This window comes from Streptomyces sp. AK08-02 (genome assembly GCF_033795085.1).
In the GTDB taxonomy this organism is placed as follows: Bacteria; Actinomycetota; Actinomycetes; order Streptomycetales; family Streptomycetaceae; genus Streptomyces; species Streptomyces echiniscabiei.
The window spans coordinates 207,366-231,731 of sequence record NZ_JARAZV010000019.1 but is presented as its reverse complement, the minus strand read 5'-3'; the positions used below and the strand labels follow the sequence as shown (position 1 = coordinate 231,731).

The window sequence follows — 24,366 nt, the reverse complement described above, 5'->3', positions numbered from 1 at the left end:
GCTGTCAGCATGTGGACGCGTGGCGACGGGGGGCGCGGGCGGCGCCCACGAAAGCAGCGGTCAGCGCGTACCCGCTGTGGCTTCCGTGTTCGCCGCCGTGTCCGACTTGTCGGACCCGCTGCTCGTGCCGTCGGCCGCGTCGTCCGTCCTGTCCTGTGGAGGCCCGCCCAGCGTCGCCTCGGCCGCCGCGTACAGGTCGGCCGGGCGTACTCCGCTCAGCGCGGTCACCAGGTGCCCGTCCGGGCGGACCAGCAGCACGGTGTGGGCGGCGGCGCCCGGATAGCTCTCGGTGACCAGCAGCTCGGCGGGGTGCGGCAGGGCGGCCACCGCGGCCGCCAGCCGGGGCATGATCCCGGCGCTCACCCAGTGCTTGCGCTCCCACACGCCCGTACCCGGCGCGACCAGCACCACCAGCAGCGCCCCGCGGCCCAGCCGCTCCCGCAGCCGCACGAAGGAACCGTCCTCGGCGGTGACACGTACGTCCGTCACCTGAGCGCCGGGCAGGGTGTCCACCGAGACCTCCGCCTCAAGGTGCTGGGGCGCCAGCGGCGAGCGGGCGTACGTCCCCGGCTCGCCCAGGACTCCGCGCCCCAGGTGACCGTCCGTGAGCAGAGAGTCGTTTCCGCGGGTCGACCCGGGGACGTACGACCGCAGTCCCGCGCCGCCGCGCAGCAGCGGGAGCGCCTGGTCGGCGGCGCGCAGCCGGGCGGAGACCGCCGCGCGCCGTTCGGTCTGGTAGCTGTCGAGCAGCGCCTCGTGCGGGCCGTGGTGCCAGGCCAGGGCCAGTTTCCAGGCGAGGTTGTCGGCGTCCCGCAGTCCCTCGTCCAGCCCCTGGGTGCCGAGCGCGCCGAGCAGGTGCGCGGCGTCCCCCGCGAGGAAGACCCGGCCGGCCCGCCAGCGTCGGGCGAGCCGGTGGTGGACGATGTGGACGCCGGTGTCGAGCAGGTCGTACGGGGGTGTGGGCCCGCCGCTCCAGCCCGCGAGGGTCTCCCGGACGCGGGTCACGAGGAGCTCGGGTGTGACCAGGTCCTTGCCGGGCGGCAGCAGCCAGTCCAGGCGCCACACACCGTCGGGGAGAGGGCGGGCGGTGATCTCCCCGGCCGAGGGCCCCGATGTCCGCCACGGCGGCATCCGGTGCAACAACGCCTCGCCGGGCCATGGAAGTTCCGTACGCAGCGCGGCTACGGCGTGTCGTTCCACGGCCGTACGTCCGGGGAAGCGGATGTCCTGCAGTTTGCGGACCGTGGAACGCGGGCCGTCGCAGCCGACCAGGTAGCTGCCGCGCCACCAGGTGCCGCCCGGGCCGCGGGTGTGAGCCGTGACACCGGAGGGCTCCTGCTCGGCCGAGTCGAGGCGGCTGTTGACGGCTACCTTGACGAGCCGCTCGCGCGCGATGGCGGTCCGCAGGGCGCCGGTCAGCACGTGCTGGGCGATGTGGAGGGGGACGTCCGACTCCGCGACGGGCCCGGACCGGAGGCCCGACGGCGCGTCCGCCGGGCCGCCGGATTCCTCGGCGTCGAAAGAGATCTGACGAGTCACCTGCTTGCGCCGCATCGACCGCCATCCGGCCCAGTGGAAACCGGCCTCGGCGATCGGCACACCCGTCAGCCGCTCCAGGAGCGCGGCGGTGTCCTCGCGCAGTACGACGGTGCGCGCGGGACGCTGGTCGTCCTTGCCGGGCCCCTCGTCGAGGACGACCGAGGGGACCGCCTGGCGCGCCAGCGCAAGCGCCAGCGTGAGTCCGACAGGCCCCGCTCCGACGATGATCACCGGGTCCATGGCGCGGTGCCCCCTGTCCCGAGCGATGTCCTCATCGACACAAGTGAACAGGAAGTTGGAGCGGGGTGTGCGATCACAGAACGTATGCAACAGATTCCGCGCCACCCGGTCAAGCTGGACGCACCCCCGGCACGTGACCGGGCCCACTCGACGTTTCCCCTGGTACGGCACACGCACCCGGGCCGACCGCGAACGACGGAGGCAGTGGCCAACGCGCCACTGCCTCCGTGTCGGTCGCACCCCCGCCTCCGGGCGGGGGCCTACGAGTTGAGCGTCCGTCAGATGGAACCGCCTGCGCCGGCCGCCTCTGTGCCGGCCACCGTCGCCGGTCCGAGCACCACCCCGGTCGACTTCTTGCCGCGCCGCAGGCGGCCCTCCAGCCAGCTCGCGAAACTGGTGATGGCGAAGTTGATCACGATGAAGATGACCGCCACCACGATGAAGCTCGCGACGACGTTGGCGTAGTTGGCCGCGAGTGTGCTGCGCGCGTTGAGAAGCTCGGTGAACCCGAGCATGACGCCACCCAGGGCGGTGTCCTTCACGATGACGACGAGTTGGCTGACGATCGCCGGCAGCATGACCGTGACGGCCTGCGGGAGCAGGATGTTCGTCATCGCCTGCCCCTTGCGCAGACCGACCGCGAGGGCGGCCTCCGTCTGGCCCCGGGGGAGGGACAGGATGCCCGCTCGTACGATCTCGGCGAGTACCGAGGCGTTGTAGAGCACCAGACCGGTGACGACCGCGTAGAGGGGGCGGAGCTCACTGCTGATGTCCGTGGAGCTGACGTAGAACTGAGCGGCGAACAGCATGAGCAGCAGTACCGGAATCGACCGGAAGAACTCGACCACCACTCCGGCAGGCACCCGGACCCACCGATGGTCGGACATTCGTGCGATACCCAGGGCCGCACCCAGCGGAAGGGCGATCACCATGGAGAGCCCTGCGGCCTTCATGGTGTTGGCGAGGCCGGGCAGCAGATACGTCGTCCAGGCCTGCGAGGTGGTGAACGGCTCCCACAGGGCCCACTTCAGCTGCCCCTTGTCGTCCATCGTCTGCCAGATCCACCACAGGAACAGGGCGAGCAGGGCGAAGAAGACGACAGTGAGGATCACGTTGCGCTGCTTGGCGCGGGGGCCCGGTGCGTCGTAGAGCACGGAGGTCATCGCTTCACCGCCAGTCGCTTGCTCAGCCGGCCGAGGGCGAGCCCGGTGGGGAGCGTGAGTACCACGAACCCGAAGGCGAAGACCGCGCCGATGAGCACCAACTGAGCCTCGTTCTCGATCATCGTCTTCATCAGACTCGCGGCCTCGGCCACGCCGATCGCGGCGGCCACAGTCGTGTTCTTGGTCAGCGCGATCAGTACGTTGGCCAGCGGGCCGATGACCGACCGGAAGGCCTGCGGCAACACGACGAGGCCCAGCACCTGGCTGAAACTCAGTCCGAGGGCGCGGGCCGCCTCGGCCTGGCCCGGGGGCACGGTGTTGATGCCGGAGCGCAGTGCCTCGCAGACGAAGGCCGCAGTGTAGGCGACGAGGCCGAGCACGGCCAGCCGGAAGCCCTGGAGCGGGAAGTTGTCGGATGCGCCCATCGTCACGCCGAAGATGTCGGCGAGGCCGAGTGAGGTGAAGACGATGATGACCGTCAACGGGATGTTGCGGACGATGTTCACGTAGGCGGTGCCGAATCCGCGCATGAGCGGGACCGGGCTGACCCGCATGGCGGCCAGCAGTGTGCCCCAGACCAGGGAGCCGAGGGCGGAGAAGACGGTGAGTTTCACCGTCATCCAGAACGCCCCGAGGACGTCGTAACCATCAAGAAAGTCGAACACGATCCCCGCGCTTCCGGGTGTGAGGCGTATGTGGCGTACGTGGTGTACGTGGCAGACGCAGCGCGCCGCCGCCCTGATCGCGGTGGGCGGCGGCGCACCTGCGCGACCCAGTGCTAGCTGACGATGTCGCCGATCTTCGGCGCCGGCTCGTTCTTGTAGCCGGCCGGACCGAAGTTGTTCTTGACCGCGGTTTCCCAGGCGCCGTCGCTGACCATCTTCTCCAGCGCGGTGTTGATCTTGGTCACGGTCGCGGTGTCGCCCTTCTTGACGCCGATGCCGTAGTTCTCGTTGCTCAGCTTGAGGCCCGCCAGCTTGAACTGACCCTTGTACTTGTCCTGGGCGGCGAAGCCCGCGAGGATCGAGTCGTCCGTGGTCACCGCGTCGACGGCACCGCTCTGCAGGGCGGCGATGCACTCCGAGTAGCCCGAGTTCTCACGCAGGTTGGCCTTCGGGGCGATGGTGTCCTTGATGTTCTGCGCCGAGGTGGAGCCGGTCACGGAGCAGAGGTTCTTGCCGTTGAGGTCCGTGCCCTTGGCGATCTTGGAGTCCGTCTTGACGAGCAGGTCCTGGTGGGCGAGCAGGTACGGGCCGGCGAAGTCGACCTTCGCCTTGCGCTTGTCGTTGATCGAGTACGAGGCCGCGATGAACTTCACGTCGCCACGGGCGAGCGCGGTCTCACGGTCGGCGCTCTTGGTCTCGACCCACTCGATCTTGTCGGGCGCGTAGCCGAGCTGCTTGGCCACGTACGTCGCCACGTCCACGTCGAAGCCCGAGAAGGAGCCGTCGGGCTCCTTCAGGCCGATGCCGGGCTGGTCGAACTTGATGCCGACCTTGATCTTGTCGCCGCCGCCGGAGCCGCCATCGCTCTTGTCGTCGTCGCCTCCACAAGCCGTCGCCGTGAGGGCGAGGACAAGAGCTGCTGCGGTCGCGGCGGTGACCTTGCGAAGCTTCATGGTGAACATCCTTTGAGTGATGAGGTGAATGCGGGCTGTCACGATCGGGTGCCGCAGTTCGTCCGCGGTCCGGAGACCGCCGATGAGGCGGATTCCTTCAGCGCTACGGGCGGCGGGGGAAGGGCCGGCTGCGGGAAGTGCCGTGGGATCAGTGATGCAGGATCTTGGACAGGAAGTCCTTCGCGCGGTCGCTGCGCGGGTTGCTGAAGAACTGGTCCGGCACAGCCTCTTCGACGATGCGGCCGTCGGCCATGAACACCACTCGGTTGGCGGCCGAACGGGCGAACCCCATTTCGTGGGTGACGACGATCATGGTCATGCCCTCGCGGGCGAGCTGCTGCATGACCTCCAGGACCTCGTTGATCATCTCCGGGTCGAGCGCCGACGTCGGCTCGTCGAAGAGCATGACCTTCGGGTCCATGGCCAGGGCTCGCGCGATGGCGACACGCTGCTGCTGGCCACCGGACAGCTGAGCGGGGTACTTGTCCGCCTGCGTGGCCACACCCACCCGGTCGAGCAGGGCGCGGGCCTTGTCCTCGGCCGCCTTCTTGTCGGCCTTGCGGACCTTGATCTGGGCCAGCATCACGTTCTCGAGCACCGTCTTGTGCGCGAAGAGATTGAAGGACTGGAAGACCATGCCGACGTCGGCCCGCAGCCGGGCCAGCGCCTTGCCCTCCTGGGGGAGCGGCTTGCCGTCGATCGAGATGTCTCCCGAATCGATGGTCTCCAGACGGTTGATGGCGCGGCACAGAGTGGACTTACCGGACCCGGAGGGTCCGATGACCACGACCACCTCGCCGCGGGCGATGGTCAGGTCGATGTCCTGGAGAACATGCAACGCGCCAAAGTGCTTGTTGACGCTCTTCAGGACGACCAGGTCGCCGGTCACGGGCACGTCGTCCTTGGCCACCGATACTTCGGTCATCGCTTACTGGCTCCGTCCACCTCGGTTTCGGAGGACAGTAGTGACCGCGCGAGAGCAGCGTCAGCACATCTGAGGGGAACTTGAGGATAACGATCTGATGTCAGGTCAACACGCTTTGTGGCACCCCCTGAAAGAGGTGTACCGGCTGGATAACAGAGCGGTCCGAGGCCGGAACCATGCACGCGCGCGTGCATGTCCCCATGGTGTACTCCGCTGGAGCACCGCATGTGGTGTACAAGTCGAAACGGTACGGCCGACGAAGCGAAGCCGATGAGCCGATGAACCGAAAGGGGTCGCGATGAGACTGCTCCTCGTCGAGGACGACAACCATGTCGCCGCCGCGCTCTCCGCGGTCCTGGCGCGCCACGGCTTCGCCGTCACCCACGCCCGCAGCGGCGAGGAGGCCCTGCAGGCGCTCGTCCCGGAAGGCAACGGCTTCGGCGTGGTGCTGCTCGACCTGGGCCTGCCCGACCAGGACGGGTACGAGGTCTGCGGCAAGATCCGCAAACGCACCAACACCCCCGTGATCATGGTCACCGCGCGCTCCGACATCCGCTCCCGTATCCACGGCCTCAACCTCGGCGCCGACGACTATGTGGTGAAGCCGTACGACACCGGGGAGCTGCTCGCCCGGATCCATGCCGTCAGCCGGCGCAACATCCATGAGGACACCGCCGACGCGGCCGAGAACGCGCTGCTCCTGGGCTCCCTGCGGATCGAACTGTCCACCCGGCAGGTTCTCGTGGACGGTTCGGTCGTCCAGCTGACCCGCAAGGAGTTCGATCTGCTCGCCCTCCTCGCGCAGCGTCCCGGAGTGGTGTTCCGCCGTGAACAGATCATCAGCGAGGTCTGGCGCACCAGCTGGGAGGGGACCGGTCGCACCCTGGAGGTGCATGTCGCGTCCCTGCGCGCCAAGTTGCGGATGCCGGCGCTGATCGAGACCGTCCGCGGCGTGGGCTACCGGCTCGTCGCCCCGACGCGGTAGCGGAACAGGTCACGGGTGCGCACACGTCTTCTCCCCCTGCTCATCGTCCTGATGGCGGCCGTCCTGCTCGCGCTGGGCATCCCGCTCGCCATCAGCGTGGCCGGCGCGCAGCAGCAGACGGTCGTCGTCGACCGGATCGACGACACGGCACGCTTCGCGGCGCTCGCCCAGTTCGTCACCGACAAGCCCACCGGGTCCCGCGTCAAGGACGCGGCCACCGACGAGCGCGGCGAGACCCTGCAACGCGAACTCGAGAGCTACTACGACGTCTACGGCATCAGGGCCGGCGTCTTCTACCGCAACGACGCTCCCATGGCCAACGCGCCCGCCGACTGGTATCTGCCGGAAACGGGCGAGGTGCGTGACGCGTTCGCCGAAGCGCTCCTCTCGCGCCGCAGCCACGATCCGCAGCAGGTCTGGCCCTGGCAGCGGCACCGGCTGGTCGTCGCGTCGCCGGTCATCCGGGACGGCGACGTCGTGGCCGTCGTGGTCACCGACTCGCCCACCGGACAGATGCGTTCGCGGACGCTCCACGGCTGGCTCGTCGTCGGTGCCGGTGAGATCGCCGCGATGCTGCTCGCCGTAGGAGCCGCGCTGCGCCTCACCGGGTGGGTGCTCAAACCCGTACGTGTGCTCGACGCCACCACGCACCACATCGCGACCGGCAGCCTGAAGTCCCGGGTCGCGGTGGCCGGCGGTCCGCCGGAACTCAGACGGCTGGCCCGGTCGTTCAACGAGATGGCGGACAACGTCGAGGACGTGCTGGAGCAGCAGCGTGCCTTCGTCGCCGACGCCTCGCACCAGTTGCGCAACCCGCTCTCGGCGCTGCTGCTGCGCATCGAACTGCTCGCACTCGAACTGCCGGAGGGAAACGAGGAGATCGCCTCGGTCCAGACCGAGGGCAAGCGCCTGGCCGAGGTCCTGGACGACCTTCTCGACCTGGCGCTGGCCGAGCACGCCGAGGCGGACCTCGTACTCACCGACATCGGCGCGCTGACGGCCGAACGCGTCGCGGCCTGGACCCCGCTCGCCGAGGCCAAGGGCGTACGCCTGCTCGGCGACTGCCCGGCCACCACCGCGTGGGCCGACCCGGTCACGCTGTCCAGCGCCCTGGACGCGGTGATCGACAACGCGGTGAAGTTCACGCCCGAGGACGAGTGCGTACAGGTGTCGGTGGCGTCGAACGGGGAGACTTCGACGATGGTGGTCACCGACGGCGGCCCGGGTCTCACCGACGACGAACTCGCCCGTATCGGCGACCGCTTCTGGCGCAGTGGCCGGCACCAGAACGTGAAGGGCTCGGGGCTCGGCCTCTCCATCTGCCGGGTCCTGCTGGCGGCGGGCGGCGGCACGATCTCGTACGACCATCACGAGCCGCACGGCCTGAAGGTGACGGTGCGGGTGCCGAGGTCGGGCCCGACGTCCTGAGGGGCCCGCGGCACGGCAGGCCTACGGTTTGACCGAGCGGTAGTAGCGCCGGGCGCCCTCGTGCAGGGCCAGCGGGTCGGTGTAGATGGCGGTCCGCAGGTCCACGAGCTGTGCCGAGTGGACGTGGGCGCCGATGCGGTCCCGGCTGTTGATCACCGACCGGGTCAGCCACTCGGTGAGCCTCGGGTCCACGTCCTCGCGGGTCATGAGCAGGTTGGACACCGCGAGGGTCGCCACGGTCGAGCCGTCCTGGACGGACGGATAGGCCGACTCGGGCATGTTGGTGGCCCGGTAGTAGCGGGACGCTCCGCCCTGTTCGTGCAGCCTGGTGACCAGGTCCGCGTCGATCGGGACGAAGCGGAAGGGGAAGCTCTTCGCCAGCTGCACCAGACCGTTCGTGGGCAGCCCGCCCGACCAGAAGAAGGCGTCGATCTGGCCCCGCTGGAGCCGCCCGGGGCCGGTGCTGATCCCGTCGGCGAAGGGAGTGATGTCCTTGGCGGGGTCGAGGCCGGCCGCGACGAGAATCTTGTCGGCGATCAGCCGTACGCCCGAGCTCTCCGGCCCTATGGAGACCCGCTTGCCCCGCAGATCTCCCAAGGTGTTGATCTTCGAATCACGTGGAACGACGAGTTGCATGTAGTCGTCGTACAACCGTGCGACCCCACGCAGTCCGTCGGCCCCGGGCAGCCGTCGCAGTTTGTACGTCTCCACGGCGTCGGCCGCCGCGATGGTGAAGTCCGCCTTGCCCGTGGCCACCCGTCTGACGTTCTCCTGGGACCCCTGGCTGGTCATCATCCGTACGTCCAGGTTCGGCATGTCCTTCGCGAAGGACGCACGGAGCCCCGATCCGTACTGCTGGTAGACGCCGGCGGGTGTCCCGGTGCTGAACGTGATCGTCCCGCCCGGGGGAGCCTCGTCCAGCGGCAGCAGCCACCACAGCAGCAGCCCGAAGGCCACGAAACCCGCGGCCGAGCCCATGAGGGCGTGTCGCCTGCGGATCCGGAGCACCTTGAACATGGGCGAGATCCTGCCAGTACGGGAGCGGTACTGGCCAGGAAAAAGAAGGGAAGGGACGTCTGCGGTACGACGATGGCTTCCGCCCCGTGAGCCGTCGCGAGATCGCTAGAGTCACCGCATGCGCCCCGGTACCTCTGCTTCCACCACTCCCGCCGCCACTCCCTCCGCTGCCGCCTCGCCCGCCGACCTCGTCCGGGAATTCCACCTCGCCTTCGGCCTCGACACCCGCAGTACGCCTGCCGAGGTCTCCCCGCAGCTCGCGGCGCACCGGGGTGAGCTGCTCGCGGAAGAGGCCGCGGAGGTCGCCGAGGTCTCGGTCACCGGCCCGCTGGACCGGCTGGCGCACGAGCTGGCCGACGTCGTGTACGTGGCGTACGGCACGGCCCTGGTCCACGGCATCGACCTCGACGCGGTGATCGCGGAGATCCACCGGGCCAACATGACCAAGCTGGGCCCCGACGGCCTGGTCGCCCGCAGGGCCGACGGCAAGGTGCTCAAGGGCGACCACTACCGGGCCCCGGACATCGGAGCAGTCCTGCGGCGCCAGGGCTGGACGGAGGGCGAGCGGTAACCCGTACGAGCCTGCTTCACGCACCGCCTACCCTTGTCGCATGAGCAGCAGTGACCGGATCCAGGCCGTGGACGTCAAGACGTACGAAGTGCGCACCTATGGGTGCCAGATGAACGTTCACGATTCCGAGCGATTGTCCGGACTGCTCGAAAACGCCGGTTATGTGCGTGCGCCCAAGGATGCGGACGGCGACGCGGACGTCGTCGTCTTCAACACCTGCGCGGTGCGCGAGAACGCCGACAACAAGCTGTACGGCAACCTCGGCCGGCTCGCGCCGATGAAGACGAAGCGTCCCGGGATGCAGATCGCCGTGGGCGGCTGTCTCGCGCAGAAGGACCGCGACACCATCGTGAAGCGGGCGCCCTGGGTGGACGTCGTCTTCGGTACGCACAACATCGGCAAGCTGCCCGTCCTGCTCGAACGCGCGCGCGTGCAGGAGGAGGCGCAGGTCGAGATCGCCGAGTCGCTGGAGGCGTTCCCGTCGACGCTGCCGACGCGGCGCGAGAGCGCGTACGCGGCCTGGGTGTCGATCTCCGTCGGCTGCAACAACACCTGCACCTTCTGCATCGTCCCGGCCCTGCGCGGCAAGGAGAAGGACCGCCGTACCGGCGACATCCTCGCCGAGATCGAGGCCCTGGTCGGCGAGGGCGTCTCCGAGATCACCCTGCTCGGCCAGAACGTCAACGCGTACGGCTCCGACATCGGTGACCGCGAGGCCTTCAGCAAGCTGCTGCGGGCCTGCGGGAAGATCGACGGCCTGGAGCGCGTCCGCTTCACCTCGCCGCACCCGCGCGACTTCACCGACGACGTGATCTCGGCCATGGCCGAGACCCCGAACGTGATGCCGCAGCTCCATATGCCCATGCAGTCCGGCTCGGACACGATCCTGAAGGCGATGCGCCGGTCGTACCGTCAGGACCGCTACCTCGGGATCATCGAGAAGGTGCGGGCGGCCATCCCGCACGCGGCGATCACCTCCGACATCATCGTGGGCTTCCCCGGCGAGACCGAGGAGGACTTCGAGCAGACGATGCACGCGGTGCGCGAGGCGAGGTTCGCACAGGCATTCACCTTCCAGTACTCCAAGCGGCCGGGCACGCCTGCCGCCACCATGGACGACCAGATCCCCAAGGAGGTCGTCCAGGAGCGTTACCTGCGTCTCGCGGCCCTCCAGGAGGAGATCTCCTGGGACGAGAACAAGAAGCAGATCGGCCGCACCCTGGAGCTGATGGTCGCCGAGGGCGAGGGCCGCAAGGACGGCGCCACCCAGCGGCTCTCCGGCCGCGCCCCCGACAACCGCCTGGTCCACTTCACCAAGCCCGACACCGTGGTGCGCCCGGGGGACGTGGTGACGGTGGAGATCACCTATGCCGCCCCGCACCACCTGCTGGCCGAGGGCGCCGTCCTGAACGTGCGTCCCACGCGCGCGGGTGACGCCTGGGAGAAGCGCAACACCGCGGAGGCCGCGAAGCCGGCGGGCGTCATGCTCGGTCTGCCGGGGATCGGGGCTCCGGCCCCGCTGCCGGTGGCCGCCGGAAGCGGCTGCGGCTGCGACTGACGTCCTGGCACAATACGGACGGGGAAGGAGCACCAGATGTTGCCGTACAGCGTCGCGTTCACCGAACAGGCCGCCAAGGTACGCGACAGCCTGACCGCCGACAGGCGCGACCTGCTGGAGCGGGGCCTGGCCATACTGTCGACCGACCCACGGCACAAGTTCTCCCATTCCGTCCTCGGCGACGAGTCCACGCGCGGACTCGCCCTGTCGCGCAATCTCTTCATCGAGTACGTGATCACTGAGGGCAAACTCGTGGTTCTGGTGCTGACAGTGATCGACCTGACCGACGTGCTCTTCGAGGACTGACACCGGGCCGCACTCCGGGGTTACGCTGCCGATCATGCTTGTCGCCGCCGCCGTCTGCCCCTGTCCGCCGCTCCTCGTGCCCGACGTGGCCGCGGGCGCCGCCCCCGAGCTTGACGCCGCCCGCACCGCCTGTACGGACGCGCTGGGCATTCTCGCGGCCTCCCGCCCCGACCGCCTGCTGGTCGTCGGCCCCGCCGAACAGGGTGGACGTGGACCGCACCCGGCGGGCACGCGGGGTTCGTTCCGCGGCTTCGGGGTGGACCTCGACGTGACGCTGGGCGCCGGGACCGCAGATGCGGCAGCGGAGGAACGGGAGCTGCCCCCGGCACTCGCCGTCGCGGCGTGGCTGCTGGAGCGGATCGGCTGGTCGGAGGCGCCAGTGGAGGGGCTGGGCGTGGGAGAGCCCCTGGCGGCCGAGCGGTGCGTGGAGGTCGGCAGGGGGATCGGCGGCCAGTCGCAGAGGGTGGCCCTGCTCGTAATGGGCGACGCCAGCGCGTGCCGCACGCTCAAGTCCCCGGGGTACCTGGACGAGCGGGCCGAGGGGTTCGACGCGGAGGTCGCGAGGGCGTTGGCAGCGGCGGACGTGCCGGCGCTCAAGGCGCTGGACGCGGAACTGGCGTACGAGCTGAAGGCTTCGGGCCGGGCGCCCTGGCAGGTTCTCGCGGGCGCGGCCGAGAGCACCGGCCTCGCGGGCACGCTGCTGTACGAGGACGCGCCGTACGGCGTCGGCTACGTGGTCGCGGCCTGGTCGTAGCGGCGTCGGCCTGGCGCGCGGTCGGCGGTGTCGCCATGACACGGCGGACGGCCGGGAGCCTGGCGCCCCGCGGCCGTCCGCCGACGTGTCGTGCTGTCGTGCGTGCCGGTCAGGAAGCCGGCGGCGGTGCGTCCGGCGGCGGCGTGAAGGTGTCGTCCGGAGTGCCGCCGTCCTTGTGGGCGAGTCGGTCCACGGCGCCCTTGGCCTTGCCGGTGCCCGTATGGATCTTGTCGCTGTACTTGCCCTTGGTCTTCTCGTCGACCACCTTCGCGGCCTTGTCGAGACCTCGCTCGATCTGGCCCTCGTGCTGGTGCGCGAAGTCCGCGACCTTCTCCTTGGCCGGGGCGAGCTTTGCCTTCAGATTGTCCAGCAGACCCATGGTTCGCCTTCCCTCGCGGGCAGTTACTTGCGGGCGCCCTCACCGACCTCGCTGTCGGCGGCCTCTTCGGCGGACTGCTGCTTGGGAATCTCGACGCCCTCGGTGGCGGCCACGGCCACGGCTTCCGTCTTCTCCGCCGTGATCTCCGTCTCGGCACCGCTGTCGGCCTCGTGCGACCCCTTCGCCGCTTCCGTCTCCTCCGTCGCCGGTTCGTCCGTCACGACGACGGACTGCTCGTCGGCGGTCGACGCCTCCTCCGTGGTCTTCGACCGTCCGAGAAGCCGTGCAAAAACGCCCATATCCACTCCATACGTTACTCGTGCGGGCGAAATCCCGCGTAGCCCGGTGCGTCCGTTTGCGTCGCCCCCGTCACCGCCTCTCGAATCCGGCGGCGCGAACCTCGCATCTGGCAACGACCCCGGACCCCCGCCGTCACGTCGCTCGTTCGAGGAGAGGTCCGGGGTTTGCGAGACTGTGGCGGTGAGCAGCGCAGCCCCCACCCCACGAGTCATCGCCGTCGTCGGCCCCACCGCGGCCGGAAAGTCCGATCTGGGCGTCTTTCTCGCTCAGCGTCTCGGCGGTGAGGTCGTCAACGCGGACTCGATGCAGCTCTACCGAGGGATGGACATCGGAACCGCCAAGTTGACGCCCGAGGAGCGTGGCGGTGTACCGCACCACCTGTTGGACATCTGGGACGTGACCGTCGCGGCGAGCGTCGCCGAATACCAGCGCCTCGCCCGCGAGCGGATCGACGCGCTGCTCGCCGAGGGGCGCTGGCCGGTCCTGGTCGGCGGCTCCGGCCTGTACGTCCGTGGCGCCGTCGACAAGATGGAGTTCCCCGGCACCGACCCCGAGGTCAGGGCCCGGCTGGAGGAGGAGCTCACCCTGCGCGGCTCCGGTGCCCTGCACGCCCGGCTGGCCGCCGCCGACCCCGAGGCCGCGCAGGCGATCCTGCCCAGCAACGGCCGCCGTATCGTCCGGGCGCTGGAGGTCATCGAGATCACTGGCAAGCCGTTCACCGCCAACCTTCCGGGCCACGACTCCGTGTACGACACCGTGCAGATCGGCGTCGACGTGTCCCGCCCCGAGCTGGACGAGCGCATCGCCCGCCGGGTCGACCGGATGTGGGCGGCGGGGCTCGTGGAGGAGGTGCGCGCGCTGGAGGCGCACGGCCTGCGCGAGGGGCTCACGGCATCGCGTGCGCTGGGCTACCAGCAGGTGCTCGCGGCGCTCGCCGGGGAGTGCGGCGAGGACGATGCGCGAGCCGAGACCGTGCGCGCCACCAAGCGCTTCGCGCGCCGTCAGGATTCGTGGTTCAGGCGCGATCCGCGGGTGCACTGGTTGAGTGGGGCTGCGGCGGATCTCACAGAACTTCCGCACCTCGCACTGGCGTTGCTCGAACGACCGGTCACAGCCTGATCACGTCATGGCATCGGGACGCTCAGGCCGTCATCCAGGCCTCCGGCGCCGTGCCATCATCGAGCTTCGATCGACCAAGTGGAGTCCGAGTTGGGAGGGCGCGTGGCGATGGAGGCCGGCCCTCGCGACACCGCACAAGGCGCGGGACACGTCACCGGTGACGGTGGCGAAGCGGAACAGGGCGAGGACCGTCTGAGCCCGGACGGGCCCGACGAGACCCAGGGCGGCGTGACCGCCGACGGACCCGAACCGGACGAGATGTTCCTCGGGCCCGAGGTCGAGGTCGAACTGCGACCGCAGCGCCGCCTGCGTATCTGGCAGCTCGCCCCGATCGTGGTCCTGGCGGCGCTCGGTTCCCTGATGTTCGCCTTCCCGCTGGCATTCGACTTCGGCGACAGCGGAGCCGTGATCGCCATGCTGGGGCTGCTCATCTGCTCCTGCGCCGCGGGCTGGGGAATGATGGCCGCGCGCCGCGTCGGCTACACGGCTCCGGGGCTCGGTGAGGACCACAGGCGGGACTGGCGGGTCGTGTCGGCGTACGTCGTGACGGTGGTCGTGGTCATCGGGCTCGCCGTATGGCGGGTCGCGCGGCTGCGCTGAGCCCTGCCGGCACGCCGACGTGCTGGAAGTGCCAACCCGTACGATCGGGGAATGAGCACGCGGATCGCCTTCCTCAAGGGCCACGGGACCGAGAACGACTTCGTGATCGTCCCCGACCCAGAGAACGTCATCGACCTCACTCCGGCCGCCGTCGCCGCCCTGTGCGACCGGCGTGCGGGCATCGGGGGTGACGGACTGCTGCACGTCGTGCGGTCCGCCGCGCACCCCGAGGCGAAGGGCATGGCGGCCGAGGCGGAGTGGTTCATGGACTACCGCAACGGCGACGGCTCCGTGGCGGAGATGTGCGGCAACGGGGTGCGGGTCTTCGCCCGCTACCTCCAGCGGGCCGGACAGGTGACCGAGGGGGACCTCAAGGTCGCCACGCGCGGGGGCGTGAAGAGCGTGCACCTCGCTAAGGAGGGTGACGTCACCGTCGGTATGGGCAAGGCACTCCTCCCCGAAGGGGAGGTGGTGGTGCGGGTGGGCGAGCGCACCTGGCCCGCGCGGAACGTGAACATGGGCAACCCGCACGCGATCGCCTTCGTGGCCGACCTCGCGCACGCGGGCGACCTGTTCACCGCACCGCCGGTCAGCCCGGCCTCGGTGTATCCGGACGGCGTCAACGTCGAGTTCGTGGTCGACCGGGGCCCTCGGCATGTCGCGCTGCGCGTGCACGAGCGCGGGGCCGGCGAGACCCGCTCGTGCGGTACGGGCGCGTGTGCCGTCGCCGTGGCCACCGCCCGGCGCGACGGCGCCGACCCTGCCGCGACCGGAACCCCGGTCACGTACACCGTCGATGTGCCCGGTGGACGCCTCGTCATCACCGAGCGGGCCGACGGTGAGATCGAGATGACCGGGCCCGCGGTGATCGTCGCCGAGGGCGAGATCGATGCGGAGTGGCTGGAAACCGCGGGGATCTGACGTGGTCGATGGCTGGATATCGGAGCCCAGGGGGATCCTGGGCCGTGGAAACGCAGCCCCTGAAACCTGTCCAAGCTCGAAGGCAGGGTGAATCGCGATCCATTCGGCTTGAAAACATAGCCTCCTGAATTGTCGCTCGAATGGGTGATCCGTTTCACGCTCGACGAGAGGTGGTCAGTCGCGCGTGGTGGGCTCGGTAGCATCAAGCACCGGCCCGGACGGGGGAACAACGTCATCCCCTGAGCCGCCGTCCGCCATGGGGCATCCCGTCCGCCGGTCCAGGTAGCCGGAGGTGCCCATGAGTGCGGAGGCCACGAATCCCGCGAGCCCAGGTGCTGTGACGTCCTCGCCCAAGCTCGCGGCCTCGCTGGAACAGGACGGGCCCCCGTCGCCCCGGCGACGGACCCGCCCCCGGATCGACCTGCGCCGACTGGGCAGAGCGGCGTTCCTCGGCTCCGCGACCCGCGACCGGCTGCCCGACGCCATCGGCCACGTCGTCGAGGCGCACCGTGCCCACCACCCCGACGCCGACCTGGAACCGCTGCGCCGGGCCTACGTCCTGGCCGAGTCCTCGCACCGCGGCCAGATGCGCAAGAGCGGCGAGCCGTACATCACGCACCCGCTCGCCGTGACCCTGATCCTCGCCGAACTCGGCGCGGAGACCACGACCCTGACGGCGTCTCTGCTCCACGACACCGTCGAGGACACGGACGTGACGCTGGATCAGGTCGGTGAGGAGTTCGGCGCCGAGGTCCGCTACATCGTCGACGGCGTCACCAAGCTGGAGAAGGTCGACTACGGCACCGCCGCCGAGCCCGAGACCTTCCGCAAGATGCTCGTCGCCACCGGGAACGACGTCCGAGTGATGTCGATCAAACTCGCCGACCGCCTGCACAACATGCGCACCCTGGGCGTGATGCGCCCCGAGAAGCAGGAACGCATCGCCAAGGTGACCCGGGACGTGCTCATCCCGCTCGCCGAACGCCTCGGTGTCCAGGCGCTCAAGACCGAACTGGAAGACCTGGTCTTCGCGATCCTGCACCCCGAGGAGTACCAGCACACCCGGGAGCTGATCGTCGACAACGCGTCCCGCGCGGACGACCCGCTCGCGGAGATCGCCGAAGAGGTGCGCGCGGTACTGCGCGACTCGGGGATCCAGGCCGAAGTCCTCATCCGGCCCCGGCACTTCGTGTCCCTGCACCGCGCGTCACGCAAACGCGGCCGACTGCGCGGCACCGACTTCGGCCGGGTCCTGGTACTCGTCAACGAGGACGCCGACTGCTACGGCGTACTGGGTGAGCTTCACACCTGTATGACGCCCGTCGTCTCGGAGTTCAAGGACTTCATCGCCGTCCCCAAGTTCAACCTGTACCAGTCGCTGCACACCGCCGTCGCCCGTGCGGACGGCCAGGTCGCCGAAGTACTCATCCGTACCCACCAGATGCACAAGGCCGCCGAGGCCGGCGTCATCGCGCTCGGCAATCCCTACGCTCCTCCTTCGGAGGAGCAGTCCGGCGGCGACCGGGCGCGGACCGACCCCGACGGCGAGCGCATCGACCCGACCCGGCCCGGCTGGCTGTCCCGCCTCCTCGACTGGCAGGAGGCCGCGCCCGACCCCGACACCTTCTGGTCGACTCTGCGCGAGGACCTGGCCCAGGACCGCGAGATCACCGTCTTCCGGGCCGACGGGGGCTCGTTGGGGCTGCCCGAGGGCGCGAGTTGCGTGGACGCCGCGTACGCGCAGTACGGCGAGGACGCGCATGCCTGTATCGGTGCCCGGGTCAACGGCCGGCTGGCGACGCTGAGCACGGTTCTGCGGGACGGCGACACGGTCCAGCTCCTCATGGGGCAGGACCCGGCCTCCGAGCCCTCCAGGGAGTGGCTGGAGCACGCCCGCACGCCCGTCGCCAGGATCGCCATCCAGCGCTGGCTGGCCGCCCACCCGACGCACGACGATCCGGTGCACGGGCCCGAGTCCTCCGGCGACCCCGCCGAGGCAGATGCTGCCCGCGCGGCCGCCGACGCCCGCTCCGCCCAGGACGGCTCCGACGCGTCCCCGGCCGCCGCGACCGCCGTCGTCGACCAGCCCGGCGCGACCGTACGACTGGCGGGCTGCTGTACGCCCGTTCCGCCCGACGAGGTCACCGGCTTCGCCGTGCGCGGGGGAGTGGTGACCGTCCACCGGGTGGAGTGCTCCGGGGTGGCGCACATGAAGAGCACCGGGCGCGCTGAGGTCGGTGTGCACTGGGGTGACACCACCGAGGCCCGGGTCACCCTGGTCGCCGAGTCGTTCGGTCGGCCGCATCTGCTGGCCGACCTAACCGAAGCCATCGCCCTGGAGGGCGTCGCCATCGTCTCGGCGACCGTCGAACCCCCCAGCCAGCAGCGCGTACGCCACACCTACACGCTCCAACTCTCCGACGCCGCACACCTTCCGGCCCTCATGCGGGCCATGCGCAACGTGCCGGGTGTGTACGACGTGAGCCGGGCGCAGCATCACGTGGCGGTTCCCTGAGGTACCCGTTCGGGTGGGACCGGCGCGAGTCGCCGCCCTCCGGCGGGCGGGCGCTGGTAGCGATGGTGCATGCTGCTCAACCCCCGTACCCGGTTCACGTCGGCGCTGCTCGCCTCCGCCGTCTCCGTCTGCCTCGTCGCCGCGAGTGCGCCCGCGGCCCCCCTGGGCGTCGGCGACCGCCTCTTCCCGCACCTGGGCAATCCCGGGTACGACGTGGCGTCGTACGACCTCGCCTTCAGCTATCCGGGAACCAACAGCAAGCCACTGTCCGCCGTCACGACCATCGACGCCTGGACGACCACCCCGCTGGAACGGATCAACCTCGACTTCTCCCACGGCACGGTCGCCTCGGTCGAGGTCGACGGGGAGCCGGCGTCGTTCACCACCGCCGACGAGGACCTGGTGGTGACGCCCCGGGCGGCGCTGCCCGCCGGGAGCTGGACGCGGATCACCGTGCGGCACACCAGCGACCCCGTGTCGCCGGCCGGCCGGGACGGCGGCTGGGTACGCACGAACGACGGGCTCGCGATGGCCAACCAGGCCGATGTCGCCCACCTGGTGTTCCCGTGCAACGACCACCCTTCCGACAAGGCGATGTTCACCATCAGGGTCACCGCCCCGAACGGCTACACGGCCGTCGCCAATGGCCTGCCCACCGGCGTCGACCGGGTCGGTACGGCCACGACCTGGACATACCGCACCCAGCACCCCATGGCCACCGAGCTGGCCCAGGTGTCCATCGGCCGCTCCACCGTGGTGCACCGCGCCGGGCCGCACGGGTTGCCGGTCCGCGATGTGGTCCCCACCAAGGACCGCGCGCTGCTGGAGCCGTGGCTTAAGAAGACGCCCGCGCAGATCGAGTGGCTGGAGAGCAAGGTCGGCCGCTACCCGTTCGAGACGTACGGGCTGCTCGTCGCCGAGGCGTCGACCGGCTTCGAACTGGAGACACAGACACTCTCCCTCTTCGAGAAAGACCTGTTCACCGAGCCCGCCTACCCCGCCTGGTACGTCGACTCGATCATGGTGCACGAACTGTCCCACCAATGGTTCGGTGACAGCGTCAGCCCCCGCACCTGGTCCGACCTGTGGCTCAACGAAGGGCACGCCACCTGGTACGAGGCCCTCTACGCGGAGGAGAAGGCGGGCCGGAAGCTGGTGGACCGTATGAAGGCGGCGTACGGGGCCTCCGACCGCTGGCGGGCCGCAGGCGGACCACCGGCCGCCCCCAAGGCACCCAAGCCCGGCCAGAAGATCGGCATCTTCCGCCCGAACGTCTACGACGGGGCCGCCCTCGCCCTCTACGCCCTGCGCCAGGAGATCGGCGCCCCGGCGTTCGCGCGCGTGGAGGAGGCATGGGTGGGCCTCCACAGGGACGGTGTCGCCGGAACCGCCGATTTCGAGCGACTCGCCTCCGACATCGCCGGACGTGATCTGAGCACGTTCTTCCAGGCCTGGCTGTACGCGGAGAAGACGCCGCCGATGCCCGGGCACCCCGACTGGAAGTCCGTCGCGCCCACGGCATAGAGCCGCGAAATAACACCGTGACGAGACGGGGCGTGCCGTGCGACCATCTTCAGGTCGGCGGCCCTGCCCCCGGCTCCACAGCACGGGTTCCGGGAATCTCCCGGGACGCTCGTGCGTTGTGACAGGTGACGGGGCTCGCTCCGTCACCGCACCCGAGACCCCATCGACGTAAGGACCCAATGACCTCCTCTTCTTCCCCTTCCCAGGACACTGAGCGCTTCGCGCACGCCTACCCCGAAGGTCTTCGGGCCGATGCCCTGATGGAAGAGGACGTCGCCTGGAGCCACGAGATCGACGGAGAGCGGGACGGCGACCAGTTCGACCGCTCCGAGCGCGCGGCCCTGCGCCGCGTGGCCGGCCTCTCCACCGAGCTCGAGGACGTCACCGAGGTCGAGTACCGCCAGCTCCGCCTGGAGCGGGTCGTGCTCGTCGGCGTGTGGACCACGGGGACCGTCCGGGACGCGGACAACTCGCTCGCCGAGCTCGCCGCCCTCGCGGAGACCGCGGGCGCGCTCGTGCTCGACGGTGTCGTCCAGCGCCGCGACAAGCCCGACGCGGCGACCTACATCGGCTCCGGCAAGGCCAACGAGCTGCGGGACATCGTCATCGAGACGGGCGCGGACACCGTCATCTGCGACGGAGAGCTCAGCCCGGGCCAGCTCATCCACCTCGAAGACGTCGTCAAGGTCAAGGTCATCGACCGTACGGCCCTGATCCTCGACATCTTCGCCCAGCACGCCAAGTCCCGGGAGGGCAAGGCGCAGGTCGCGCTCGCGCAGATGCAGTACATGCTGCCGAGGCTCCGCGGCTGGGGCCAGTCGCTGTCCCGTCAGATGGGCGGCGGCAAGGGCGGCGGGCTCGCCACCCGTGGTCCCGGTGAGACCAAGATCGAGACGGACCGGCGCCGGATCCGCGAGAAGATGGCGAAGATGCGCCGGGAGATCGCGGACATGAAGACCGGCCGCGAGATCAAGCGCCAGGAGCGCCGCCGCAACAAGGTGCCCTCGGTCGCCATCGCCGGTTACACCAATGCCGGTAAGTCCTCGCTGCTCAACCGCCTCACGGGGGCCGGAGTGCTGGTCGAGAACTCCCTGTTCGCGACCCTCGACCCGACCGTGCGCCGGGCCGAGACCCCCAGCGGGCGGCTGCACACGCTGACCGACACCGTCGGTTTCGTCCGGCACCTGCCGCACCACCTGGTCGAGGCGTTCCGCTCCACCATGGAGGAGGTCGGCGACGCCGACCTGATCCTGCACGTGGTCGACGGTTCACACCCGACGCCGGAGGAGCAGCTGGCCGCCGTACGCGAGGTCATCAGGGACGTCGGCGCCACCGGCGTACCCGAGATCGTCGTGATCAACAAGGCGGACGCGGCGGACCCGCTGACGCTGCAGCGACTGATGCGGATGGAGACGCGTTCCATCGCGGTGTCCGCCCGCACCGGTCAGGGCATCGACGAACTCCTCGCACTGATCGACAACGAGCTGCCCCGGCCCTCGGTCGAGATCGAGGCGCTCGTGCCGTACACCCACGGCAAGCTGGTCGCGCGCGCGCATTCCGAGGGCGAAGTTCTCTCCGAGGAGCACACGGGGGAGGGCACGTTGCTCAAGGCGCGGGTGCACGAGGAACTGGCGGCGGAACTGTCGCCGTATGTTCCGGTGGTGGCGTCGCTCTAGGCTCCGCCGGGCGGGTGCGTTGTCGTCCGCAGGCGCGTGGGGGTTGTTCGCACAGTTCCCCGCGCCCCTGAAATGGGCCCCCGATACCGAAGGTATCGGGGGCCCATTTCGTCACTGACCGGCGAACTTCTCGCTCACCTCGTCATACACGCCCTTCGCCACCTTGCCCAGCCTCGGGCCCGCCAGCCAGCCCGAACTCACCGGGCCGATCGAGGTGTTGGAGACCAGGGCCGGGTCGCCGTCCGCGCCCGTGGCGATCCAGCCGCCGCCGGAGGAGCCGCCGGTCATGGTGCAGCCGATGCGGTACATCGTCGGGTCGGCCCTGACGATCGACAGGCGGCCCGGCCTGTCCTGGCACTGGTACATCGTCTCGCCGTCGAACGGCGCCGCCGCCGGATAACCCGTCGCCGTGATGGTCCCCACCTGCGACACGGCGGGCGCGTCGAAGTCCACCGGGAGGGCCGAACCGACCGTCTCCTCCAGCGACTTGCCGTTGCTGCCCTTCTCCGGCGTCACATGGATGACCGCGAAGTCGTACGGTGCTCCGTCGCCGCCCGTCGAACCGCCCTGCGCGATCCACTGGTCCGAGGTCCGGGCCCAGTCGGCCCACCAGACGCCGTAGGGAGCGATCTGCGCGCGGGGGGCGTTCTCGACCTCGGCGCTCGACCGGCCCGCGTTGTTGTACGAAGGCACGAAGGCGAGGTTGCGGTACCAGCCGCCCTTCTTGCCGGCGTGCACACAGTGACCGGCCGTCCAGACGAGGTTCGACTTCCCGGGGTGAGCGGGGTCCTCCACCACGGTCGCCGAACAGACCATCGTGCCTTCGGGGGCGTCGAAGAACACCTTGCCCGCCTCGGGCACGTTGGCGTGGTAGGCGGGCGGCACCGCCTTGGCGTCCACCGCGGCCGGCGTCGGGTCGGTGACGCCCTGGTCGCCCGAGAGGTCGCCCGAGTCGACGCTCTTCTCCGGGTCGTCGGCGTCCCGCATCCGGTCCGTGTTCCACAGACCCTCGATGATGGGATTGACGTAGTCCTCGGCCTCGCGCAGCCAGTCGTCCTTGTCCCAGTTCTTCCAGGCGCCGTTCTTCCACTTGTCGATGTCGATCCCGTGCTCTTTGAGCTTGTCCCTGAGCCCGTCCGGGATCGTGATCTTTCCGGTCCCGGCACCGTCGTCGGCCGCGGAGGAAGAGGCCTCCCCGCCGGCGTCGGAGTTCCCGGAACCAGAGCCGCACGCGGTGGCGGTGAGCGCGAGCGCCAGAGCGAGGCCGACGGCGGCGGGCGCGGGGGAGGTTCCGCGGCGCCCGGCGTTCCCGTGGCGGGTGATGAATGGTGGACGTATGCGTCGCATGATCTGACTCCCCCTGGCGTGGTCCAACCGTGCGCCGTTCCCCGCACGGCATCACACACTATGCGGTCGCTGTGGGGGACATCCGAGAGAACGGCAACGGTTTCGCTACGGGCGGCCTGATCTGCGGATCGTCCGTCGGCCCGCCGGTGTGACGCCTTGGGGCGGCTGTTCCTGGAGTGCCGAGTCCGTCGTGCTGGGGCGAAGGCGCCGCCGCAGTAAGGATCTTGAGGTGACCCGTGACTCCTGGGGTGTGCCGGGTGTTGATAACGGGAGCGGTGTATCGCCGAGTTGGCGGTTGGCGGGGCGGCAGAGCAGTGGAACAGCGGGGAGTTGGGGCGTTGGAGTTGCGGGAGTCCATGGAGACGGGGGAGTACACGGGGGCGCGCGCGGCGCACGAGGGGATTCTGCGGCGCCAGTCGGCGCGTGAATCGGCGGCACGCACCTATGCGCGCGCCCTGCCGATCGTGCCCGTCCGGGCCCGCGGGCTGACGATCGAGGGCGCCGACGGCCGCCGCTACCTCGACTGTCTCTCGGGGGCGGGGACACTGGCCCTGGGCCACAACCACCCCGTCGTACTGGAGGCGATCCGCAAGGTCCTCGACTCGGGGGCGCCGTTGCACGTCCTCGACCTGGCGACGCCCGTCAAGGACGCCTTCACCACCGAACTGTTCCGTACCCTGCCGCCCGGACTCGCCGACCACGCGCGCGTGCAGTTCTGCGGACCGGCCGGGACGGACGCGGTGGAGGCCGCGTTCAAGCTCGTGCGCGCCGCGACCGGCCGTACCGGCATGCTCGCCTTCACCGGCGCCTATCACGGTATGACCGCCGGTTCGCTCGGCGCCTCCGGTCACGCGACCGACGTCCAGGTCGCCCGGCTGCCCTTCCCCCAGGACTACCGCTGCCCCTTCGGGATGGGCGGTGACCGGGGCGCCGAACTCTCCGCCCGCTGGACGGAGTCCCTCCTGGACGACACCAAGTCGGGCGTGCCGTTGCCCGCGGGCATGATCCTCGAACCCGTGCAGGGCGAGGGCGGGGTGATGCCGGCGCCGGACGCCTGGATGCGGCGTATGCGACGGATCACCGAGTCCCGCTCGATCCCGCTGATCGCGGACGAGATCCAGACCGGAGTCGGCCGAACCGGCAGGTTCTGGGCGGTGGAGCACAGCGGGGTCACCCCCGACGTGATGGTGCTGTCCAAGGCGATCGGCGGGAGCCTGCCGCTGGCCGTCGTGGTCTACCGCGACGACCTCGACGTCTGGGAACCCGGCGCCCACGCCGGCACGTTCCGCGGCAACCAACTCGCCATGGCGGCCGGCACGGCCACTCTTGCCTACGTACGCGAGCACGGCCTCGCCGAACGCGCGGCCGTCCTGGGCGCCCGTCTGCTCACCCGGCTCCGGCAGCTGGCAGCGGAGTTCCCGATCATCGGGGACGTACGCGGACGAGGGCTGATGATCGGGGTCGAACTGGTCGAGCCGGGGGCGGAAGGCGGGCAGGGGGCAGCCACGGACTCCGCCGACGGGTACCGGGACACCGACCCGGAGGTCTTCCCCGGGCCGGCCGACGGCGGGCCACGTCCCGCAGCGCCCGAACTGGCCGCCGCCGTACAGCGGGAGTGCCTGCGACGGGGCCTGATCGTCGAACTCGGCGGACGCCGGGCGAGCGTCGTTCGGCTGCTGCCGCCGCTGACCATCAGCGACGAACAGGCCGTCGCGGTACTCGACCGACTGTCCGACGCCGTGGCAGCGGTGTCTCGCGGTCACACCCACCTCGGCCGTCCCCGCGCCGGCCACTCCGAGCGAGCGGGCTAGCCGGCCCCAACGCCCGCCCGTACCACCCCTGGACTCCCACCACCCCGATTCGTCTCTCTCACCCCTCCCG

The 24,366-nt window shown here is 70.1% G+C and carries 22 protein-coding genes; 13 read left to right on the top strand and 9 right to left on the bottom strand.

Annotated elements, in window-relative coordinates:
- Nucleotides 1–60 precede the first annotated feature (60 nt).
- The 5 genes from PV734_RS35735 to PV734_RS35715 form a co-directional block, all read right to left on the bottom strand.
- Complete coding sequence (locus PV734_RS35735; RefSeq protein WP_319095986.1) at nt 61–1,779, bottom strand: FAD-dependent monooxygenase; 1,719 nt, start codon at nt 1,777–1,779, stop codon at nt 61–63.
- Between the two features lie 278 nt (nt 1,780–2,057).
- On the bottom strand, nt 2,058–2,942 hold the full coding sequence (locus PV734_RS35730; RefSeq protein WP_319095987.1) for an amino acid ABC transporter permease: 885 nt from the start codon (nt 2,940–2,942) through the stop codon (nt 2,058–2,060).
- Nucleotides 2,939–3,607 (bottom strand): amino acid ABC transporter permease, encoded by a 669-nt coding sequence (locus PV734_RS35725; protein ID WP_319095988.1) that lies wholly within the window; start codon nt 3,605–3,607, stop codon nt 2,939–2,941. Before PV734_RS35725 ends, PV734_RS35730 begins: the two co-directional genes overlap by 4 nt.
- A gap of 113 nt (nt 3,608–3,720) precedes the next feature.
- On the bottom strand, nt 3,721–4,560 hold the full coding sequence (locus PV734_RS35720; protein ID WP_319095989.1) for a glutamate ABC transporter substrate-binding protein: 840 nt from the start codon (nt 4,558–4,560) through the stop codon (nt 3,721–3,723).
- Nucleotides 4,561–4,708: 148 nt separating this feature from the next.
- Entirely contained in the window at nt 4,709–5,485 is a 777-nt protein-coding gene (locus tag PV734_RS35715) for an amino acid ABC transporter ATP-binding protein (RefSeq protein ID WP_319095990.1), read from the bottom strand.
- Between the two features lie 298 nt (nt 5,486–5,783).
- On the opposite strand from PV734_RS35715, the gene PV734_RS35710 reads away from it, so the two are divergent.
- Nucleotides 5,784–6,470: a response regulator transcription factor gene (locus PV734_RS35710; RefSeq protein ID WP_319095991.1), complete on the top strand. Its 687-nt coding sequence runs from the start codon at nt 5,784–5,786 to the stop codon at nt 6,468–6,470.
- Between the two features lie 15 nt (nt 6,471–6,485).
- A complete protein-coding gene (locus tag PV734_RS35705; RefSeq protein WP_319095992.1) occupies nt 6,486–7,898 on the top strand; it encodes a HAMP domain-containing sensor histidine kinase in 1,413 nt (470 codons plus the stop codon).
- Nucleotides 7,899–7,919: 21 nt separating this feature from the next.
- On the opposite strand, the gene PV734_RS35700 is transcribed toward PV734_RS35705, so the two are convergent.
- Nucleotides 7,920–8,915 (bottom strand): TAXI family TRAP transporter solute-binding subunit, encoded by a 996-nt coding sequence (locus tag PV734_RS35700; protein WP_319095993.1) that lies wholly within the window; start codon nt 8,913–8,915, stop codon nt 7,920–7,922.
- Between the two features lie 118 nt (nt 8,916–9,033).
- Here PV734_RS35700 and PV734_RS35695 point away from each other — a divergent pair, with 118 nt between their 5' ends.
- The 4 genes from PV734_RS35695 to PV734_RS35680 are packed head-to-tail and all read left to right on the top strand — an operon-like array spanning nt 9,034 to nt 12,104.
- On the top strand, nt 9,034–9,486 hold the full coding sequence (locus tag PV734_RS35695; protein WP_319293552.1) for a MazG nucleotide pyrophosphohydrolase domain-containing protein: 453 nt from the start codon (nt 9,034–9,036) through the stop codon (nt 9,484–9,486).
- Between the two features lie 40 nt (nt 9,487–9,526).
- Nucleotides 9,527–11,044: a tRNA (N6-isopentenyl adenosine(37)-C2)-methylthiotransferase MiaB gene (miaB, locus tag PV734_RS35690; RefSeq protein WP_319293550.1), complete on the top strand. Its 1,518-nt coding sequence runs from the start codon at nt 9,527–9,529 to the stop codon at nt 11,042–11,044.
- 36 nt (nt 11,045–11,080) lie between these two features.
- Entirely contained in the window at nt 11,081–11,350 is a 270-nt protein-coding gene (locus PV734_RS35685) for a hypothetical protein (RefSeq protein ID WP_319095997.1), read from the top strand.
- Between the two features lie 34 nt (nt 11,351–11,384).
- Nucleotides 11,385–12,104 (top strand): class III extradiol dioxygenase subunit B-like domain-containing protein, encoded by a 720-nt coding sequence (locus tag PV734_RS35680; RefSeq protein WP_319095998.1) that lies wholly within the window; start codon nt 11,385–11,387, stop codon nt 12,102–12,104.
- A 109-nt stretch (nt 12,105–12,213) separates the two neighbouring features.
- Here the strand turns inward: PV734_RS35680 and PV734_RS35675 are convergent, their stop codons facing one another.
- Nucleotides 12,214–12,483: an antitoxin gene (locus PV734_RS35675; RefSeq protein ID WP_319095999.1), complete on the bottom strand. Its 270-nt coding sequence runs from the start codon at nt 12,481–12,483 to the stop codon at nt 12,214–12,216.
- 23 nt (nt 12,484–12,506) lie between these two features.
- On the bottom strand, nt 12,507–12,782 hold the full coding sequence (locus tag PV734_RS35670; RefSeq protein WP_319096000.1) for a hypothetical protein: 276 nt from the start codon (nt 12,780–12,782) through the stop codon (nt 12,507–12,509).
- Nucleotides 12,783–12,963: 181 nt separating this feature from the next.
- Between PV734_RS35670 and miaA the strand changes: the two genes are divergently transcribed.
- The 6 genes from miaA to hflX all read left to right on the top strand — a co-directional run bounded on the left by miaA (nt 12,964) and on the right by hflX (nt 21,138).
- Nucleotides 12,964–13,902 carry a tRNA (adenosine(37)-N6)-dimethylallyltransferase MiaA gene (miaA, locus tag PV734_RS35665; RefSeq protein ID WP_319096001.1) on the top strand — a complete coding sequence of 313 codons (939 nt, stop codon included), beginning with the start codon at nt 12,964–12,966 and terminating at the stop codon, nt 13,900–13,902.
- A gap of 108 nt (nt 13,903–14,010) precedes the next feature.
- Complete coding sequence (locus PV734_RS35660; RefSeq protein ID WP_319096208.1) at nt 14,011–14,502, top strand: hypothetical protein; 492 nt, start codon at nt 14,011–14,013, stop codon at nt 14,500–14,502.
- Nucleotides 14,503–14,553: 51 nt separating this feature from the next.
- On the top strand, nt 14,554–15,423 hold the full coding sequence (dapF, locus tag PV734_RS35655; RefSeq protein WP_319096002.1) for a diaminopimelate epimerase: 870 nt from the start codon (nt 14,554–14,556) through the stop codon (nt 15,421–15,423).
- 298 nt (nt 15,424–15,721) lie between these two features.
- The gene (locus tag PV734_RS35650) at nt 15,722–17,938 is read left to right on the top strand and encodes a RelA/SpoT family protein (RefSeq protein WP_319096003.1); all 2,217 of its coding nucleotides are present in this window, start codon (nt 15,722–15,724) and stop codon (nt 17,936–17,938) included.
- Nucleotides 17,939–18,007: 69 nt separating this feature from the next.
- On the top strand, nt 18,008–19,462 hold the full coding sequence (locus PV734_RS35645) for a M1 family metallopeptidase (RefSeq protein WP_319293549.1): 1,455 nt from the start codon (nt 18,008–18,010) through the stop codon (nt 19,460–19,462).
- 179 nt (nt 19,463–19,641) lie between these two features.
- The gene (gene hflX / locus PV734_RS35640; protein WP_319096005.1) at nt 19,642–21,138 is read left to right on the top strand and encodes a GTPase HflX; all 1,497 of its coding nucleotides are present in this window, start codon (nt 19,642–19,644) and stop codon (nt 21,136–21,138) included.
- 111 nt (nt 21,139–21,249) lie between these two features.
- Here hflX and PV734_RS35635 read toward each other — a convergent pair whose 3' ends face one another.
- A complete protein-coding gene (locus PV734_RS35635; RefSeq protein ID WP_319096006.1) occupies nt 21,250–22,485 on the bottom strand; it encodes a hypothetical protein in 1,236 nt (411 codons plus the stop codon).
- Between the two features lie 356 nt (nt 22,486–22,841).
- Between PV734_RS35635 and PV734_RS35630 the strand changes: the two genes are divergently transcribed.
- Complete coding sequence (locus PV734_RS35630) at nt 22,842–24,296, top strand: diaminobutyrate--2-oxoglutarate transaminase family protein (protein ID WP_319096210.1); 1,455 nt, start codon at nt 22,842–22,844, stop codon at nt 24,294–24,296.
- The last annotated feature ends 70 nt before the right edge of the window (nt 24,297–24,366 follow it).

What these genes read in the sequence shown, in the direction of transcription:
- PV734_RS35735 (WP_319095986.1), bottom strand. Translation starts at nt 1,779, where the DNA reads ATGGACCCGGTGATCATCGTCGGAGCGGGGCCTGTCGGACTCACGCTG.
- PV734_RS35730 (WP_319095987.1), bottom strand. Translation starts at nt 2,942, where the DNA reads ATGACCTCCGTGCTCTACGACGCACCGGGCCCCCGCGCCAAGCAGCGC.
- PV734_RS35720 (WP_319095989.1), bottom strand. Translation starts at nt 4,560, where the DNA reads ATGAAGCTTCGCAAGGTCACCGCCGCGACCGCAGCAGCTCTTGTCCTC.
- PV734_RS35715 (WP_319095990.1), bottom strand. Translation starts at nt 5,485, where the DNA reads ATGACCGAAGTATCGGTGGCCAAGGACGACGTGCCCGTGACCGGCGAC.
- PV734_RS35710 (WP_319095991.1), top strand. Translation starts at nt 5,784, where the DNA reads ATGAGACTGCTCCTCGTCGAGGACGACAACCATGTCGCCGCCGCGCTC.
- PV734_RS35700 (WP_319095993.1), bottom strand. Translation starts at nt 8,915, where the DNA reads ATGTTCAAGGTGCTCCGGATCCGCAGGCGACACGCCCTCATGGGCTCG.
- PV734_RS35695 (WP_319293552.1), top strand. Translation starts at nt 9,034, where the DNA reads ATGCGCCCCGGTACCTCTGCTTCCACCACTCCCGCCGCCACTCCCTCC.
- miaB (WP_319293550.1), top strand. Translation starts at nt 9,527, where the DNA reads ATGAGCAGCAGTGACCGGATCCAGGCCGTGGACGTCAAGACGTACGAA.
- PV734_RS35685 (WP_319095997.1), top strand. Translation starts at nt 11,081, where the DNA reads ATGTTGCCGTACAGCGTCGCGTTCACCGAACAGGCCGCCAAGGTACGC.
- PV734_RS35680 (WP_319095998.1), top strand. Translation starts at nt 11,385, where the DNA reads ATGCTTGTCGCCGCCGCCGTCTGCCCCTGTCCGCCGCTCCTCGTGCCC.
- PV734_RS35675 (WP_319095999.1), bottom strand. Translation starts at nt 12,483, where the DNA reads ATGGGTCTGCTGGACAATCTGAAGGCAAAGCTCGCCCCGGCCAAGGAG.
- PV734_RS35670 (WP_319096000.1), bottom strand. Translation starts at nt 12,782, where the DNA reads ATGGGCGTTTTTGCACGGCTTCTCGGACGGTCGAAGACCACGGAGGAG.
- PV734_RS35660 (WP_319096208.1), top strand. Translation starts at nt 14,011, where the DNA reads ATGGAGGCCGGCCCTCGCGACACCGCACAAGGCGCGGGACACGTCACC.
- dapF (WP_319096002.1), top strand. Translation starts at nt 14,554, where the DNA reads ATGAGCACGCGGATCGCCTTCCTCAAGGGCCACGGGACCGAGAACGAC.
- PV734_RS35650 (WP_319096003.1), top strand. Translation starts at nt 15,722, where the DNA reads ATGAGTGCGGAGGCCACGAATCCCGCGAGCCCAGGTGCTGTGACGTCC.
- PV734_RS35645 (WP_319293549.1), top strand. Translation starts at nt 18,008, where the DNA reads ATGCTGCTCAACCCCCGTACCCGGTTCACGTCGGCGCTGCTCGCCTCC.
- hflX (WP_319096005.1), top strand. Translation starts at nt 19,642, where the DNA reads ATGACCTCCTCTTCTTCCCCTTCCCAGGACACTGAGCGCTTCGCGCAC.
- PV734_RS35635 (WP_319096006.1), bottom strand. Translation starts at nt 22,485, where the DNA reads ATGCGACGCATACGTCCACCATTCATCACCCGCCACGGGAACGCCGGG.
- PV734_RS35630 (WP_319096210.1), top strand. Translation starts at nt 22,842, where the DNA reads ATGGAGACGGGGGAGTACACGGGGGCGCGCGCGGCGCACGAGGGGATT.